Genomic DNA, 16,114 nt, shown 5'->3' on the forward strand with positions numbered 1-16,114 from the left:
ACCCTGATTCGTAGCGCATGTCCACGCTTCTCGGGGTGAACCGCGTCCGTCGTTCACCGAAGTGTCACCGGTTCGTTTCCGTATCCGGCTAGCTTCTGCGGTCATGACGCAAGATTTCAGCCTCCTCGGCGACCTGGCCACGGCGGTCGACCTGACGGACACCTCCGGGTTCGTCGTGGACGACAACGACGACGACGACCCCGTTCTTCTGACCGTCCCCGACGGTCGGATCGTCGACACCTGGCGTGAGGACTACCCGTACTCGGAGCGGATGACGCGGGCAGAGTACGACCTGCAGAAGCGGTTGTTGCAGATCGAGCTGCTGAAGCTGCAGATGTGGATCAAGGACACGGGGCAGCGTCACGTCATCGTCTTCGAGGGCCGCGACGCCGCAGGCAAGGGCGGCACCATCAAGCGATTCATGGAGCACATGAATCCCCGAGGCGCACGCGTCGTCGCGCTGGAGAAGCCGTCGGTTCGCGAGTCCACGGAGTGGTACTTCCAGAGATACATCCAGCATCTGCCCGCCGCGGGCGAGATCGTGATGTTCGACCGCTCCTGGTACAACCGTGCAGGCGTCGAGCGCGTCATGGGCTTCTGCACCGAGGACCAGCACGCTCGATTCGTTCGTCAGGCACCGCTGTTCGAGCAGATGCTCGTCGACGACGGGGTGAGTCTCACGAAATTCTGGTTCTCGGTGTCGCAGCTCGAGCAGCGCACTCGGTTCGCCATTCGTCAGGTCGATCCTGTTCGCCAGTGGAAGCTCTCGCCGATGGACCTCGCGTCGTTGGACAAATGGGATGCGTACACCGCGGCGAAGGAGGAGAACTTCAGGGCCACCGACACCGACGTCGCACCGTGGACCGTCGTCAAGAGCAACGACAAGAAGCGTGCTCGTATCAACGCGATGCGGTTCATCCTCAACAAGTACGACTACGCGAACAAGGACCCCGAGATCGTCGGGGAAACAGACCCGCTGCTCGTCGGCCGGGCTCGCGACGTGATCGGTGAGTGAATGCGCAGTTCAAGCAGGTGATCGAACCGTTGTGGTGCTCAGCCGTTACCAAGTTTGTTTCTGGATTTAACGGGGTTGGAGCCGAGACCGCCCGTTAATACGGTAAAAACGTACATGGGTCGTGATCGATCGGCTCGTTTCCAAATTCAAGGAGATCTCATGGGTTCTGCAGCAGGCTTCATCGGTGACATCGTCAGCGGCGTGTACGACGGCATCGTCGACGCCATCGTCGATCAGATCGTCGGCGTTCTGACCTCGGGCAGCGCAGCCTGACCGGTTGAATCACGCGCGGTGTCGGGGGCCGCGGTGATTCGATAGTTATCAGTGAAAACAAGTTTCCTGTTTACTGTCGATTTGAGTGCATTCGGTTTTTTATCGTTGTGGCTGTAGCCAATTCGATATTCGGTTGGTAGGAATGTATTCGGAAGTGATCGTTTCGTGACTTTCACATTCCGAGTACCTGACCTCGAATCGAAGGAGCTCACAGGATGTCCATCAAGCCGTCGAACAAGATCGAACTTTCCGAACTTCTCGGCCTTCTGGCCCTCCTTTCCACGGGCAGCTCGGACAGCGGATCGAGCGAGGCGACCATTCCTGGCACGCCTCCCGTCAGCTGATCGGCCGACCGCACTCTGCGGTCTCCGCGCAACATCTTCCGTCAGCCCGAACCGCGATCCGGTTCGGGCTGACGTTTTTGTATTCGCACCGAATCCTCGCGCGGAAAAAAACTTCACGAAGGTTTGTCGGTCGATACGGATTATTTGATCCGGTAAGCATTCATTCGAACGACGCAATTGTGATCTCTTCGCTTTCCTCACGGTCGGTCCGATTGGTAGAACTTTCCTCAGCCCGCCCATTCGTGGCATGGCCTTCCCCCTCAAGGAGATCCTCATGCTTGCTGCACTTCTTTCCCTCCTCGCCACCGGTAGCGCCGGAAGCTCCGAAGGCGCCGACACCGACGGTGGGCTGCTCACGGTGATCGGTGGGCTGCTCGGTGGTCTGCTGGGCGGCTGACCCACGCTTCGAGGCACACGAACAGCCGGCTCGCGTCACGCGAGCCGGCTGTTCGACTGTCTGGGCCTAAGGTGTCGACGTGGAGACAGTGCCGATTCAGATGCCCGACGGGACGAGCGTCCCTGTTCGCTTGTTCGAAGCCGAGACTCCGAGGTCCGACCTGCCGGTCATCGTCGTGGTGCCTGGCCTCGGCATCCCCGGTGGGTACTACGCGCTGTTCGCGCAGGCTCTCGCGGAACGGGGATTCCACGTCGCGACGGCGGACCTCCGAGGACAGGGAGACAGCAGACCGAAGCCGAGCGGGGTCAGCACGTACGGCTATCAGGAGCTCGTCTCGGTGGATTTTCCCGCAATCTTCGAGGTGGTCCGCGAACGGTTTCCCGACGCCACGCCGTACGCGCTCGGTCACAGCATGGGTGGCCAGCTCAGTTCCCTGTACGCGTCGAGGATTCGGGGACGGCTCGGCGGGTTGATCCTGGTCGCGTCCGGTTCGCCGTTCCATCGCGGGTTCGGTGTGGCCCGCGGGGCGTCGCTGTTCCTCGGCGCAGCGGCGATGTCGTTGACCAGCAATATCGCCGGGTTCTGGCCCGGTGATCGCATCGACGTCGGCGGGTTCGGACGCCAATCGAAAGTACTCATCGAGGACTGGTCGAGGTTCGCCCGCACCGGGCGGATCGAACCGACCGGCGCGGACATCGACTACGAGGAACGCATCGCTCGGTTGACGCTCCCGATCCTCGCGGTCACGCTCGCCGGTGACGACCTCGCACCGCGCGCGTCGATGGCCAACCTGTTGAAGAAGTTCCCGCGCGCGGAGATCACCACACGGCACCTCTCGTCGCCGCGCGGACACAACGAATGGATTCGACAGCCGGCGACGGTCGTCGCGGAGATCGAGGCTTGGTTCAGTCGCTGAGGGTGTTCCACAGGAACTGGTACGTCAGCGCGGTCTTGAACGCGAGTTGCGCGTTGTCGGCTGCGCCGCCGTGCCCGCCTTCGATGTTCTCGAAGTAGCTGACGGTGTGCCCTGCTTCTTCGAGCCGAGCCGCCATCTTGCGGGCGTGACCCGGATGGACTCGGTCGTCGCGGGTGGAGGTGGCGATCAGGATGGGTGGGTACTTCTTCTCGGTGGGTGACACGATGTTCTGATACGGCGAGTACTCGGCAATGAACGCCCACTCGTCCGGGTCGTCGGGGTTTCCGTACTCCGCGACCCACGACGCCCCGGCCAGCAACAGGTGGTAGCGCTTCATGTCGAGAAGCGGAACCTGGCAGACGATCGCACCGAACAACTCGGGGTACTTGGTGATCATGATGCCCATCAGCAGGCCGCCGTTGCTTCCGCCCTGCGCGCCCAGCTGATTCGGCGTCGTTATACCCCGGTCGACGAGGTCGCGAGCCACCGCTGCGAAGTCCTCGTGCACCTTGTGGCGTCCCGCGCGGAGGACCTGTGTGTGCCAGTCCGGGCCGTACTCACCACCGCCGCGGATGTTGGCGACGACGTAGGTCCCGCCCTTCTCCAGCCAGGCCAGTCCGGTGGCTCCGCTGTACGACGGGGTCAGCGAGATCTCGAAGCCGCCGTAGCCGTACAGCAGGGTCGGGGCCGGTGAGCCGTCGGTGGGCTCCTTCCGGACGACGAAGTAGGGGATCGCGGTGCCGTCGAGGGACGTGGCGAAGTGCTGTGCGACGGTCAGGCCGTCGGTGTCGAAGAAGGACGGGGCCTGCTTGAGGGCCTCGACGTCGCCGCCGACGGTTCCGAACAGCAGCGTGGCGGGCGTCAGATATCCGCTCGACGACAGGAAGAACTCGTCGCCGTTCTCTTCGCCGTCGGTGCCGACGATCTCGATCGACGTCAGCTCCGGCAGGCCGGTGAGTGGCGTGTTGCTCCATCCGTCGGCGCTCGGGGTGTAGATGCCGATTTCGGTGGCGACGTCGACGAGGGTGACGACGAGCAGGTGGTTCTCGGTCCATGCCCACTGATGCAACGACCGATGGGCGTCGGGCCGGAAGAGGACCGTGATGTCGCGGCTGCCACCGACGAAGTCGTCGAAGTTCGTGGCGAGCAACGCGCCCGACGGGTACGTCACGTCGCCGACGGTCCACGCGGTCATCGTGCGGATCAGAAGCCACTGCTTGTGCACCGAAGTGGTTGCGTCGGTCGGGGTCTCGACGAGCGTGAGTGCGTCCCCCTCGAGGAGGTACAGCTCCGCGTTGTAGAAGTCGGTGGCACGCTGAACGAAGTCGCGTTCGAAACCGGGCGTTCTGTCGTGCCACGCCGAGATCGAGATGTCCGACGCCTCGCCCTCGAAGACCGTCGTCGCCTCGGCCAGGGGAGTGCCACGGTGCCAGCGCTTGGCGATCCGCGGATAGCCCGAATCGGTCAGGGAACCGTCGCCGAAATCGGTTCCGACGTAGACGGTGTCCGCGTCGATGTACCCGACGTCGGTCTTGGCCTCCGGAACGAAGAACCCGTCGCCGCGAAAACTCCTCGACTCCAGATCGAACTCGCGCACGACGGTGGCGTCGGCGCCGCCCCGGGACATCGTCACCAGCGCGGTCTTCTGATCGGGACGCAGAACCTGCGCGCCGCTCCACACCCAGTTCTCGCCCTCCGCGGCGGCGACGGCGTCGAGATCGAGGAGGACGTCCCACTCGGGCTCGTCCTTGCGATAGTCGTCCATGGTCGTGCGACGCCAGATGCCTCGGACGTGGGATGCGTCGCGCCAGAAGTTGTAGAGGAACTCGCCGCGCCGGCGCGCGTACGGAATCCGCGCGTCGGTGTCCAGGACCTCGAGGATCCGCGCTTCGGTGGCGTCGAACTCGTCTCCGGCGAGTGCTGCAGTGGTCGCGGCGTTGCGAGTGCGGACCCAGTCGAGGGCCTCGTCGGCGGTGACTTCTTCGAGCCAGAGGTACGGATCGATCGCGTTGCTCATGCACCATTTCTACCGTCTGCGAGTACTGTCCGTAGGTCATGGCCGGCCATGCGCTGACGTTCGCACTCGTGGGTCTTGTCGTCATGGTGTGGCCGTGGTCGGTGGTGCCCGCGTTTCTGCTCGCGGCCACCGACAACGGTCCGAGAAAGCTTGTCGCGTACGTCCTCGGGTACGTCCTCGCCCTCGCCGTCGTGATGGTCCTCGCGGCAACTCTGCTGCCGCCGGGGCCGCGGGCGAAGTCGACGTCTCACGCCCTTGCCTGGTTCGAGCTCGCCGTCGGCCTCGTCCTGGCGTTGTCTGTCCTGGTCCTGTGGATCCGTGGGCGGCGCACGGCGGGGCAGACACCGAAGTGGCTGAGAGGTCTCGATCGGCTGTCGGTGATCGCGGCGTTCGTGCTGGGCTTGTGGGTGCCCAATTACATGCTGGTGACGGTGGCCGTGGCCGAACTGTCGCTGTGGGAGTTGCACGGCGCGGAAGCCGTCGCCGCTGCGGTGGTGTGGGTCGTGGTCGCGACGCTCGGGGTCGTCACTCCTCTCGTGGTGCTGGCGAGGTCGGGCCGCAACTCCGCTGCCGTCCAGCAGTCCTGGCGAGAATGGCTCGTGAAGCACAGTTCTGCGATCGTCTGCCTGGTGCTCGGACTGGTATCGGTGGTGTTGATCCTGAAAGGGGGCGCGTCTGTATGAACGTGCGGGATGCGAAGCTGTGGGAACAGCACTGCTGTCTGCCTCTGGTGACCGCCTCGTCGGATGGAAGTGGCGCCGACATCGCGGAGGTCGCACGGTATCCGCTCGGTTCGTACGTGTCGGTGAACGTCGGGTTCTCGCCGCACTCGTATGCCGTCGCGACGGCATTGGCCGAGGATTTTCGTCGTAAAGCGCTGTTGGACGGTCGATTTCGAATGGTCGACGAGGTGCCCGACGACAACCTGATCACGCTCGCCTTCGACCTGGAGGATTCCGGTCCGCTCGAAGGGGACCTCGACAACGTCGCGCACTTCCACCGCCTCGGTGTCCGATCGATGCTTCCGTCGTACAACTGGGCCAACGCGGCAGGCTGCGGATGCCTCGACGCCGACGACACCGGCCTCACCGGCTACGGACGCGACCTCGTCGCGGAGATGAACCGTGTCGGCATGGTGGTCGACGGCTCGCACTGTTCGACGCGAACCGGCCTCGACCTGGCGTCGGCGACGCAGGTTCCGATGATCTACAGCCATTCGAACTTCTCTGCGCTCTGGGAGCATCCGCGCAACATCACCGACGAACAGGCAGTCGAATGCGCTCGGACCGGAGGAGTCGTCGGCATCAACGGCGTCGGCATCTTTCTCGGACCGAACGGACGGGACGAGGGTGCGCAGCGAGTCCGGGCCATGGCCGACCACATCGAGTACGGCGTCGACCTGCTCGGTATCGACCACATCGGAATCGGCTCGGACTACTCGTTCGATCACGAGGATTTCAATCTGGAACTCGCGACGCATCCCGAGGCGTTCTCGGAGGAGTACACCAAGTACGGGATGCTGCAGTGGGTGCCGCCGGAGGACGTCGTGACGCTGCCTGCTGTGTTGCGTGATCGAGGGTTCGACGAGGCGTCGATCGCCGCCGTGTACGGAGGAAACTTTGCGCGGGTTGCCGTCCGGAGCCGTGCTACCGGCCGGTAACCGGACCGTCTGGAGACAGTGATACACGACGGGACTATCCTGGGGAATCGTGACCTCACACTATGACGTCGTTGTCCTCGGAGCCGGTCCCGGTGGGTACGTCGCTGCTATCCGCGCGGCACAACTCGGACTGAGCACTGCCATCATCGAGCAGAAGTACTGGGGCGGTGTCTGCCTGAACGTCGGCTGCATCCCCTCGAAGGCTCTTCTCCGTAACGCCGAGCTGGCGCACCTCTTCACCAAAGAGGCGAAGCTGTTCGGCATCTCCGGTGAAGCGTCCTTCGACTTCGGCGCAGCGTTCGATCGCAGCCGCAAGGTTGCCGAGGGCCGCGTCAAGGGAATCCACTTCTTGATGAAGAAGAACAAGATCCCCGAGTACGACGGCAAGGGCACGTTCACCGACGCCAACACCATCGAGGTCGAGCTCACCAAGGGCGGCACCGAGACCATCACGTTCGACAATGCCATCATCTCGACCGGCAGCACCACCAAGTTGCTGCCCGGTACCGAGCTGAGCAAGAACGTCGTGACGTACGAAGAGCAGATCATGACGAAGGAGCTCCCGGGCTCCATCCTCATCGTCGGCGCGGGCGCCATCGGCATGGAGTTCGGCTACGTCCTCAAGAACTACGGTGTCGACGTCACCATCGTCGAGTACCTCGATCGCGCGCTGCCGAACGAGGACAAGGACGTCTCGAAGGAAATCGAGAAGCAGTACAAGAAGCTGGGCGTCAAGGTCATCACCGGCGCGGGAGTGCAGAGCATCGACGACGACGGCTCCAAGGTCACCGTCGAGATCAAGCACAACAAGTCCGGTGAGAGCGAAACCTTCACCGTCGACAAGGTCATGCAGTCCGTCGGCTTCGCACCCCGCGTCGAAGGCTTCGGCCTCGAGAAGACCGGCGTCGAGCTCACCGACCGCGGCGCCATCGGCATCACCAACACGATGCAGACCAACGTCCCGCACATCTACGCCATCGGCGACGTGACCGCGAAGCTGCAGCTCGCACACGTGGCGGAAGCTCAGGCCGTCGTCGCTGCGGAGACCATCGGCGGTGCCGAGACACTCCCGATCGACGATTACCGCATGATGCCGCGCGCGACGTTCTGCCAGCCTCAGGTCGCCAGCTTCGGTCTCACCGAAGACCAGGCCCGTGAAGAGGCTCAGGCTCGTGGCTCGGACATCAAGGTGGCGAACTTCCCGTTCGCAGCCAACGGCAAGGCACACGGTCTCGGCGACGCCACCGGCTTCGTCAAGCTCATCGCCGACACCGAGCACGGCGAGCTGCTCGGTGGCCACCTCATCGGCCCCGACGTTTCCGAGCTGCTGCCGGAACTGACGCTCGCGCAGAAGTGGGACCTGACGGTCAACGAGTTGGCTCGCAACGTGCACACGCACCCGACCCTGTCGGAAGCACTGCAGGAAGCCATCCACGGCCTCGCCGGACACATGATCAACTTCTGATCCAGCGTTCACCGAAGAACATCCGCCCACAGCCTCGGCCGTGGGCGGATGTTCTCGTTTTTCGGTCGGGTGCTCCCTGGGCGAAAGCTCAGAAATCGCGCTCGATGCGAAGGGTGCCGATGGTGGTGGCCAAGCCGTCGTATTGGCTTACCAACAACAGGAATTCGATGAGTTGGCGTTCGTCGAATTCCTGGGCCAGGACGGTCCAGGTCGGGTCGGACAGGTTCTTGGTCTTCAGGAGTTCGTCGGTTGCCGTGAGGATGGTTCGGTACCGGGGGGTCAGACCCGGGGACTCAGGCCCCTCTTTCACCTGTGCGAGAAGCTCTTTCGTCACGCCGAATCGGCGTCCGATGCGGCTGTGGTGGTCCATCTCGTATCCGCAGTCCCGTAGGTGAGCGACGCGGTTGATGACCAGTTCGGTTTCCTTCTTCGAGATGCGGCCACCCGGCATCAAGCGCCCGCTGAAGAACAGCCATCCCCGGAACAGGCCTTTGTTGCGGCCGAGAGTGCTGAACAGGTGAGCGTTGGGTGTGCCTGCGACTTTCGAGAGAATCCGACACAACGCCCAGTTGATCGGGCCCAGCTCCTTGAACGTGCCTGTCGGAATTCGAGGTGTGGAGAGGCGGGGTGTCGTCACCGGACCGACGCTACCGCCCGACCCCCACCCCGCACCAGGTAACGCGAGTCGTCGGCGTGGAACGAGTCAGGACTTCCGCCAATGGTCGAAGCGTTCCTTGATGTCCGACGCCACGTCGCCGATTCCGTTTCCGACGGCATCGACGGCGCCGGTGAAGCCACCACCGAGATCGCGGATCGTCTTGATCAAGGGGTCTTCCGACTCGTCGAAGTTCTGCTTGTAGGTTCTTGCCGCGTTCTTGAATTCCTCCGACGCCTTGGCTCGGTGGTCCTGAGATTTGAGCGGGTATTCACCGCGGAGCACGGCGGCGTACTCTCCGCTGTCCACCCACTTCTTCAGCTCCGCTGCGCGGAGAACCGAGAACGGGTGGGACAGCAGCTCGATGTTGAGGAGTTTGAGGACGCCGTCGCGTAGGTCGCCGCTGGACTCGTACTCGGCGGCCTGCGCAAGGAACGCGTCGACGTCGATTTCGCTGATGCGGGCACCGCCTGCCAGCTTGAGTTGCACGCGGATGGCGGTGTGGACGTCCTGGCCGCAGAGGAGCCCGGCGCGGTCACCCGAAAGTTCGGATTTGCGTTGCCATTCCATCAAGCCTGCGATGATCGCCCGCAGGGCCCAGCCGCCGACGGGTATCCAGCCGATGGTTCCGGCGAGACGCATGAGGTGCATCAGAACGGTGCGGTAGACGGCGTGTCCGGACAGTGCGTGCCCCAGCTCGTGACCGACGATGAATCTCTGTTCCTCGTACGTCATGATGTCCAGCAGGCCGGTGGTCACGACGATGAACGGGCGGTCCATTCCGATCGTGAACGCGTTGACCACGGGCGACTGCATGACGAACAGTTCGGGCGTCTGATCCGCGCCGAGAATGCTCACGCAGTCGGAGCGAAGATCGTTCAGATCCTTGAACTGCTTGTCGTCGACGCGTACGGCCGTGGCGAGGTACATCAGCCGGTGCTGGCGTTCCCTGAGCAGCCCGGAGAGGGTGCGGAGCACGGTGTCGAAACCCTTCAAGCTGCGCAGGGTCACGAGCGCGGCCCTGTCCGAGGGGTGTTCCCACGCTCGCGAGCTGATGTCCGGAAACTCGATACGGGTGCGGTCCGGTGCGGCAGTCAAGCGGTTCTCCCAGCGTCGAAGATTCGCAGTCCAAAGTATCAGTAAAACGGGCTACATGGTCTGCCCATCGGCTACGCAAGACAGGCTAACCTTCATTGAACTTTCACTCATCGAGGTACGGAGGAATGCACGATGTCGAGGTCTGATTACCGCGGCGTGGCGGTAGCGGTCGGAATACTGGCCTTCGGCCTCGTCGCGTGCTCGTCGGGCGGCGGGGGATCGGCGAGCGAGTCCAGCGGCAGCGCCGACGAGCAGGGCACGCGGACCGTCGAGACCGTTCGCGGCAACGTCGAGGTTCCGAACAGTCCGATGCGCATCGTGACGTTGGAGCCGGTCGAGTTGGATACGTCCGTCGCGCTCGGTGTCGTCCCGGTCGGCACCGCAGTTCTCAGCGAAGCGACCGGTGTCCCGGCATATCTGGGCGACGAGGCTGCGTCGATCGAGACGGTCGGGACCGTCGCCGAGCCGAGGATCGAATCCATCGCTGCGTTGAAGCCGGATCTCATCCTCGGGACCGAGACGAGGCATTCCGAGTACTACGACCAACTCGCGGCCATCGCGCCGACGGTGTTCATGGCCTCGCAGTCCGATCCGTGGCAGGACAACGTCGACTTCGTCGGTCGTACGCTGGGTAGAGAGGTCGACGCGCAGGCCCTGCTCGGGGAATATCGAGACCGCTGCTCCGACATCGCAACTCGATTCGACACCGAAGGTCGCACCGCGCAGTTGATCCGGCCTCGAGACGACGTGCTCACGCTGTACGGTCCGCTGTCCTTCGCCGGCAGCACGCTGGAATGCGCAGGCTTCACCACACCGCCGCGGCCGGAATGGGCCGACGAGATCTCCGTCGACCTGTCTCCCGAGCTCGTCACCGAGGCGCGCGCCGACGTCATCGTCGTCACCGCAACCGATCCGTCCGACCCGGCGGCGATCCCCGCCGCGATCACGGCGAACCCGGGAGCCCTGCCGAACCCGCAGGCCGTCGATCAGTCCTACTGGATCACCGGAGTCGGACCGAAGGGCGGGCAAGCAGTCCTCGACGACATCGAACGCATTCTCTCGCAGCCGAACTGAGACGTATCACGTGTAGGGGTACGGCAGGTCGGTGTCGACGTTCTCGTCGACGTGGACCTGCCGCCCCAGCTGTGGGAACGCCCGCTGCGCGCACGAGGTGCGTTCGCACACCTTGCATCCCGGGCCGATGGGCACCGCGGCGGCACCGGAGTCCAGCGGCAACCCGTCCGCGTAGACGACTCGGCTCGCGTACGCGATGTCGCAGCCGAGCCCGATGGCGAAGTGCTTGCGGGGTGAGCGAAACCCGAGCCCACCGCTCTCGGTGGTGCGGGCGATCCACAGATAACTGCGATCGTCGGGCATCGTCGCGACCTGGGTGAGAATTCTCCCGGACGCCGCGAACGCGTCGTGAACCACCCACAGCGGGCAGCTTCCGCCGACCCGGGAGAAGTGAAATGCGGTAGCGGACTGGCGCTTCGAGATGTTCCCGGCGCGATCGGTGCGGACGAAGAAGAACGGGATGCCTTTGGCGCCGCGTCGTTGCAGAGTCGAGAGTCGATGGCAGACGGTCTCGAATCCCACTTCGAACGTCAGCGACAGCAACTCGATGTCGTAGCGCACCGACTCCGCCGCGTCCAGAAAAGTCTCGTAGGGGAGCAGGAGCGCACCTGCGAAGTAATGGGCGAGACCCACTCGGGCGAGCTCGCGTGCGGGTGCGCTCAACGACGAATCGGCGTCGACGAGAGCATCGATCATCGTTGCCTGCGACAGAAACGCCAGTTGAGTAGCGATCTGGTACGCCCGCTGGCCCGCGGTCAATCGCCTGGCGAGAGTGAGCCTTCCCTGCGAGTAGATGCGCTTGGGGCCCAGCTGTTTGAGGCCCAGCTGTTCCTTGGGGCCCAGCCGTCCTTTGGGTCCCAGCCGTCCATCGCCGTCGTCCTCGATGTCGACGGTGACGCCGTAGTTCGCCTCGATGACACGGGCCAGCTGTAGATCGAGAGCGCCGATGGTCAAACCCTCGCGTGCGAACAATTTTTCGGCCGCGAGGTCCAGCTCCGGTATGTGATTGCGCCGATCGTAGAAGAAATCGCGCACCTCCTCGTAGGGCATCGGCGAACCGTCGACGGGCAGATCGGTGCCGCGGCCGTCGACACCCGCGGTGAGACGTTCCAATCGATCCGTCGTGGCGTGCAACCGCCGATGCAGACCGACGAGTGTGCGGCCGATGTCCGGCATCCGCGACACCAACTCCTGCACTTCCGACATGGAGACTTCACCGTCGTCCGAGGTCTCGGCGAGCACGTCGTGCAGATCGGCGACCAACCTGGCGTCGGTGTCGGTGGCGAAGAACGTGGGATCCAGGTCGAACGTGCTGTTCAGGCGCAGCAGGACCGGCACGGTGAGTGGACGCTGATCGTTCTCGAGCTGATTCAGATAACTCGGCGACAGCTCGAGCGTCCTGGCCAGGGCGAGCTGAGTCAACCCGCGGTCGGCGCGCAACCGTCGCAGGCGACTGCCGGCGTAGATCTTCTGCACTGCGACCTCCTCGTGCTGGAGACAGTATCCGACGGGCATTCGCAACATTCGCAAATTTGCACCCTGCGCATCGCAAAAATAGGCACGGGCCACACCTTTCGCAGGTGAGGCCAGGTGCGTACGTTTGCAAAAGAAGCGTGACCGCACAGCAGAAGAGGACCAGTCAGTGAAGACCCATCTGGTACGTACCCGTCGATCCGCCGAGGACTTCCCCCGGTCCGAGCACCTGGCGTGGAAAGTCGCGGAGGTGGCGGCCGATGCCGTCCCGGTACCCGAGGACACGACCGACATGATCGTGAACCGCATCATCGACAACGCGTCGGTGGCCGCGGCCTCCCTGGTGCGTCGACCGGTCACGAGTGCGCGCACCCAAGCGCAGGCGCATCCGTACAGCCCCGGTGCGACCGTGTTCGGCGTACCCGGCACGTTCTCACCGGAGTGGGCGGCCTGGGCCAACGGCGTCGCCGTGCGTGAACTCGACTTCCACGACACGTTCCTCGCGGCGGAGTACTCGCACCCCGGCGACAACATTCCGCCGATCCTCGCCGTCGCCCAGCATTCCGGGTGCTCCGGCCGAGACCTGATCCGCGGACTCGCCACCGGCTACGAGATCCAGATCGACCTCGTACGAGCGATCTCGTTGCACGAACACAAGATCGATCACGTCGCCCACCTCGGGCCGTCGGCAGCAGCGGGTATCGGAACGCTCCTCGGACTCGACACCGAGACCATCTACCAAGCCGTCGGCCAGGCACTGCACACCACGACCGCTACCCGTCAGTCACGTAAGGGCGCAATCTCGAGTTGGAAGGCGTACGCGCCGGCTCTGGCCGGAAAGGTCGCCGTCGAAGCCGTCGACCGGGCGCTGCGCGGCGAGGGGGCACCGTCGCCGATCTGGGAGGGCGAGGACGGCGTCATCGCATGGCTTCTCGGTGGACCCGACGCCGAATATCAGGTGCCGTTGCCCGGACCGGGCGAGGCCAAGCGCGCGATTCTCGACAGCTACACCAAGGAGCACTCGGCCGAGTACCAGAGTCAGGCGCCGATCGACCTGGCCCGCCGAATGCGCTCTCGCATCGACGATCTCGACCGGATCGAGACGATCGTGCTGCACACCAGTCACCACACGCACTACGTCATCGGCACCGGGTCGAACGATCCGCAGAAGTTCGATCCCACAGCATCCCGGGAGACGCTCGACCACTCGGTGATGTACATCTTCGCCGTGGCGCTCGAAGACGGCGAGTGGCACCACGAGCGGTCCTACGCTCCCGAGCGTGCGCAGCGACCGGCGACCATCGCACTGTGGAACAAGATCTCGACGGCGGAGGATCCGGAGTGGACCCGCCGGTACCACTCGACCGACCCGGACGAGAAGGCTTTCGGCGCTCGTGCCGAGATCACGCTGAAGGACGGGACCGTCATCGTCGACGAACTCGCGGTCGCCGACGCCCATCCGCTGGGCGCCCGGCCGTTCGCTCGTGAGCAGTACATCGACAAGTTCAGGACGCTCGCCGACGGGATCGTGGCTCCCGACGAGCAGGACCGCTTCCTCACCGCTGCGCAGAACGCGCCGACGCTGGCGGCCGGGGAGCTCGACCGACTCACGTTCACGGTCGGCGGCGACGTGCTGGCCCGGGCGCCGAAGACCCCGAAGGGCATCTTCCGATGACCGGCCTCATTGCCGCATCGACGTCGGCGTCGGACAAGCGGGCGGCGTTTCGCGCCGGTCTCGCCTCGGGCACGATCCAGCGATTGCCCGGTGCCTTCTCGCCTCTCGTCGCGAAACTGGTGCAGGAGATCGGGTTCGAGGGTGTGTACGTCTCCGGTGCAGTGCTGTCCGCGGACCTCGGACTGCCCGACATCGGACTGACGACACTGAGCGAGGTCGCTGGCCGAGGACAGCAGATCGCACGCGTGACCGACCTGCCGGTGTTGATCGACGCCGACACGGGCTTCGGTGAACCGATGAGCGCCGCACGCACCGTCACGATGCTCGAGGATGCAGGCATCGCCGGCTGCCACCTCGAGGACCAGGTCAATCCCAAGCGCTGTGGCCACCTGGACGGCAAAGCCGTCGTCGACACCGAGACGATGGTGCAGCGCATCCGGGCCGCGGTGTCTGCGCGGCGCGACCCGAACTTCGTGATCTGCGCGCGCACCGACGCGCGCGCGATCGAGGGAATCGACGCTGCGATCGCGCGGGCGAAGGCATACGCCGACGCCGGGGCCGACCTCATCTTCACCGAAGCATTGGCCGACGAGGCCGAGTTCGCCGCGTTCCGCGGTGCCGTCACCACGCCGTTGCTCGCCAACATGACCGAATTCGGCAAATCCGAGCTGATACCGGCACACGTACTCCAGGACCTGGGGTACAACGCGGTCATCTACCCGGTCACGACGCTGCGGCTGGCGATGTTCGCCGTCGAGAACGGGCTACGTGAGATCGCCTCCACCGGAACACAAGCCGCCGACCTGGACCGCATGCAACACCGCAGCCGCCTCTACGAACTGCTCGAGTACGACCAGTACAACCGATTCGATCGAGGGATCTTCACCTACACGAGGGACGCGAGATGACCTATCCGACAACGAGAGCTGCCCTGGCCGAGACGAAGACGATCCACAAAGGCCTGGCCGGAGTGGTCGTCGACACGACGGCCATCTCCAAGGTGGTCCCGGAGACCAACTCCCTGACCTACCGCGGGTACGCCGTGCAGGACCTCGCGGAGCACTGCAGCTTCGAGGAAGTGGCGTACCTGCTGTGGAACGGCGAGCTACCGACGAACCCGCAACTCGAGCTGTTCTCGCAGCGAGAGCGGGCTCACCGCCGCGCCGACCGATCGTTGTTGTCGCTGGTGGCGAAGATGCCGGACAACTGCCACCCGATGGACGTCGTGCGCACCGCGATCAGTTATCTGGGCGCGGAAGACCCGGCGGAAGAGGACAATTCGGCGTCGGCGAACCTGAACAAGGCGCTTCGGATGACCGCCGTACTACCGACCATCGTCGCCGCGGATCACCGTCGTCGACGCGGCCTCGATCCGATCGCACCGCACACCCACCTGGGGTTCGCCGAGAACTTCCTGAACATGTGCTTCGGGAGCGTGCCCGACCCGAAGATCGTCGAGGCGTTCGAGGTGTCACTGATCCTGTACGCGGAGCACAGCTTCAACGCGTCGACGTTCGCAGCCCGAGTCGTGACCTCGACACTGTCGGACATCTACAGTGCCGTCACCGCGGCGATAGGCGCACTGAAGGGAACGTTGCACGGCGGGGCCAACGAAGCGGTCATGCACGCCATGCTCGACATCGGCGAACCGCACCTGGCGAGGCAGTGGCTCCTGGACAAGCTCGCGGCCAAGGAGAAAGTGATGGGCTTCGGGCACCGTGTCTACAAGAACGGCGACTCGCGGGTGCCGACGATGCGAGCAGCCTTCCAGGACGTGGCCGAAGCAACGAACGGCCGCAAATGGGTACGGATGTACGACGTACTCGAACGCACGATGAACGAGGAGACCTCGATCGAGCCGAACCTCGACTTCCCCACCGGGCCGACGTACTACCTGATGGGCTTCGACATCGACGTCTTCACCCCGATCTTCGTGATGAGCCGAATCACCGGTTGGACGGCCCACATCATCGAGCAGGGTGCATCCAATGCGCTCATCCGTCCGCTCAGCGACTACTCAGGCGTTCCGCAGCGCGCCGTCGGTGCATGACG

At 64.3% G+C, this 16,114-nt stretch carries 15 protein-coding genes; 11 read left to right on the forward strand and 4 right to left on the reverse strand.

The features are described from left to right. Window positions 1–103: 103 nt before the first annotated feature. The 4 genes from ppk2 (at window position 104) to CH293_RS15475 (ending at window position 2,945) form a co-directional block, all read left to right on the forward strand. Window positions 104–1,015 carry a polyphosphate kinase 2 gene (gene ppk2 / locus CH293_RS15470; protein ID WP_019666596.1) on the forward strand — a complete coding sequence of 304 codons (912 nt, stop codon included), beginning with the start codon at window positions 104–106 and terminating at the stop codon, window positions 1,013–1,015. 488 nt (window positions 1,016–1,503) lie between these two features. Then, complete coding sequence (locus tag CH293_RS28595; RefSeq protein ID WP_020112566.1) at window positions 1,504–1,632, forward strand: hypothetical protein; 129 nt, start codon at window positions 1,504–1,506, stop codon at window positions 1,630–1,632. Window positions 1,633–1,906: 274 nt separating this feature from the next. After that, the gene (locus tag CH293_RS28600; protein WP_254924961.1) at window positions 1,907–2,029 is read left to right on the forward strand and encodes a hypothetical protein; all 123 of its coding nucleotides are present in this window, start codon (window positions 1,907–1,909) and stop codon (window positions 2,027–2,029) included. A 79-nt stretch (window positions 2,030–2,108) separates the two neighbouring features. Beyond that, window positions 2,109–2,945, forward strand: a complete 837-nt coding sequence (locus CH293_RS15475) for an alpha/beta fold hydrolase (protein WP_094720718.1) — start codon at window positions 2,109–2,111, stop codon at window positions 2,943–2,945. Here CH293_RS15475 and CH293_RS15480 read toward each other — a convergent pair. Beyond that, a complete protein-coding gene (locus CH293_RS15480) occupies window positions 2,935–4,962 on the reverse strand; it encodes a prolyl oligopeptidase family protein (protein WP_094720719.1) in 2,028 nt (675 codons plus the stop codon). The two genes, CH293_RS15475 and CH293_RS15480, sit on opposite strands and share 11 nt — an antisense overlap. 38 nt (window positions 4,963–5,000) lie before the next feature. Here CH293_RS15480 and CH293_RS15485 point away from each other — a divergent pair, with 38 nt between their 5' ends. The 3 genes from CH293_RS15485 to lpdA are packed head-to-tail and all read left to right on the forward strand — an operon-like array spanning window position 5,001 to window position 8,087. After that, a complete protein-coding gene (locus CH293_RS15485; protein WP_094720720.1) occupies window positions 5,001–5,645 on the forward strand; it encodes a GAP family protein in 645 nt (214 codons plus the stop codon). Beyond that, window positions 5,642–6,622, forward strand: a complete 981-nt coding sequence (locus tag CH293_RS15490) for a dipeptidase (protein WP_094720721.1) — start codon at window positions 5,642–5,644, stop codon at window positions 6,620–6,622. The genes CH293_RS15485 and CH293_RS15490 overlap by 4 nt, the downstream gene beginning before the upstream one ends. A 49-nt stretch (window positions 6,623–6,671) precedes the next feature. Beyond that, window positions 6,672–8,087, forward strand: coding sequence for a dihydrolipoyl dehydrogenase (gene lpdA, locus CH293_RS15495; RefSeq protein WP_019666588.1), 1,416 nt, complete (start codon window positions 6,672–6,674; stop codon window positions 8,085–8,087). An 88-nt stretch (window positions 8,088–8,175) separates the two neighbouring features. On the opposite strand, the gene CH293_RS15500 is transcribed toward lpdA, so the two are convergent. Together CH293_RS15500 and CH293_RS15505 are read right to left on the reverse strand one after the other, a co-directional pair. Then, window positions 8,176–8,724 (reverse strand): carboxymuconolactone decarboxylase family protein, encoded by a 549-nt coding sequence (locus CH293_RS15500; RefSeq protein ID WP_094720722.1) that lies wholly within the window; start codon window positions 8,722–8,724, stop codon window positions 8,176–8,178. A 66-nt stretch (window positions 8,725–8,790) separates the two neighbouring features. Continuing rightward, entirely contained in the window at window positions 8,791–9,840 is a 1,050-nt protein-coding gene (locus tag CH293_RS15505; RefSeq protein ID WP_037114037.1) for a M48 family metallopeptidase, read from the reverse strand. A gap of 132 nt (window positions 9,841–9,972) precedes the next feature. Between CH293_RS15505 and CH293_RS15510 the strand changes: the two genes are divergently transcribed. Then, window positions 9,973–10,914, forward strand: coding sequence for an iron-siderophore ABC transporter substrate-binding protein (locus tag CH293_RS15510; protein ID WP_094720723.1), 942 nt, complete (start codon window positions 9,973–9,975; stop codon window positions 10,912–10,914). A 6-nt stretch (window positions 10,915–10,920) separates the two neighbouring features. Here the strand turns inward: CH293_RS15510 and CH293_RS15515 are convergent, their stop codons facing one another. Next, the gene (locus CH293_RS15515; protein WP_176460023.1) at window positions 10,921–12,390 is read right to left on the reverse strand and encodes a short-chain fatty acyl-CoA regulator family protein; all 1,470 of its coding nucleotides are present in this window, start codon (window positions 12,388–12,390) and stop codon (window positions 10,921–10,923) included. Window positions 12,391–12,556: 166 nt separating this feature from the next. Here CH293_RS15515 and prpD point away from each other — a divergent pair, with 166 nt between their 5' ends. From prpD to CH293_RS15530, 3 genes are read left to right on the forward strand one after another with little or no spacing between them, the layout of a single operon-like run. Continuing rightward, the gene (gene prpD / locus CH293_RS15520) at window positions 12,557–14,062 is read left to right on the forward strand and encodes a 2-methylcitrate dehydratase PrpD (protein WP_037114040.1); all 1,506 of its coding nucleotides are present in this window, start codon (window positions 12,557–12,559) and stop codon (window positions 14,060–14,062) included. Continuing rightward, on the forward strand, window positions 14,059–14,970 hold the full coding sequence (prpB, locus tag CH293_RS15525) for a methylisocitrate lyase (RefSeq protein WP_037114041.1): 912 nt from the start codon (window positions 14,059–14,061) through the stop codon (window positions 14,968–14,970). The genes prpD and prpB overlap by 4 nt, the downstream gene beginning before the upstream one ends. Continuing rightward, window positions 14,967–16,112 (forward strand): bifunctional 2-methylcitrate synthase/citrate synthase, encoded by a 1,146-nt coding sequence (locus tag CH293_RS15530; RefSeq protein ID WP_020112560.1) that lies wholly within the window; start codon window positions 14,967–14,969, stop codon window positions 16,110–16,112. Before prpB ends, CH293_RS15530 begins: the two co-directional genes overlap by 4 nt. Window positions 16,113–16,114 lie beyond the last annotated feature (2 nt).

Origin of the sequence: Rhodococcus sp. 14-2470-1b, from assembly GCF_002259415.1 — a bacterium.
GTDB lineage: Bacteria > Actinomycetota > Actinomycetes > Mycobacteriales > Mycobacteriaceae > Rhodococcoides.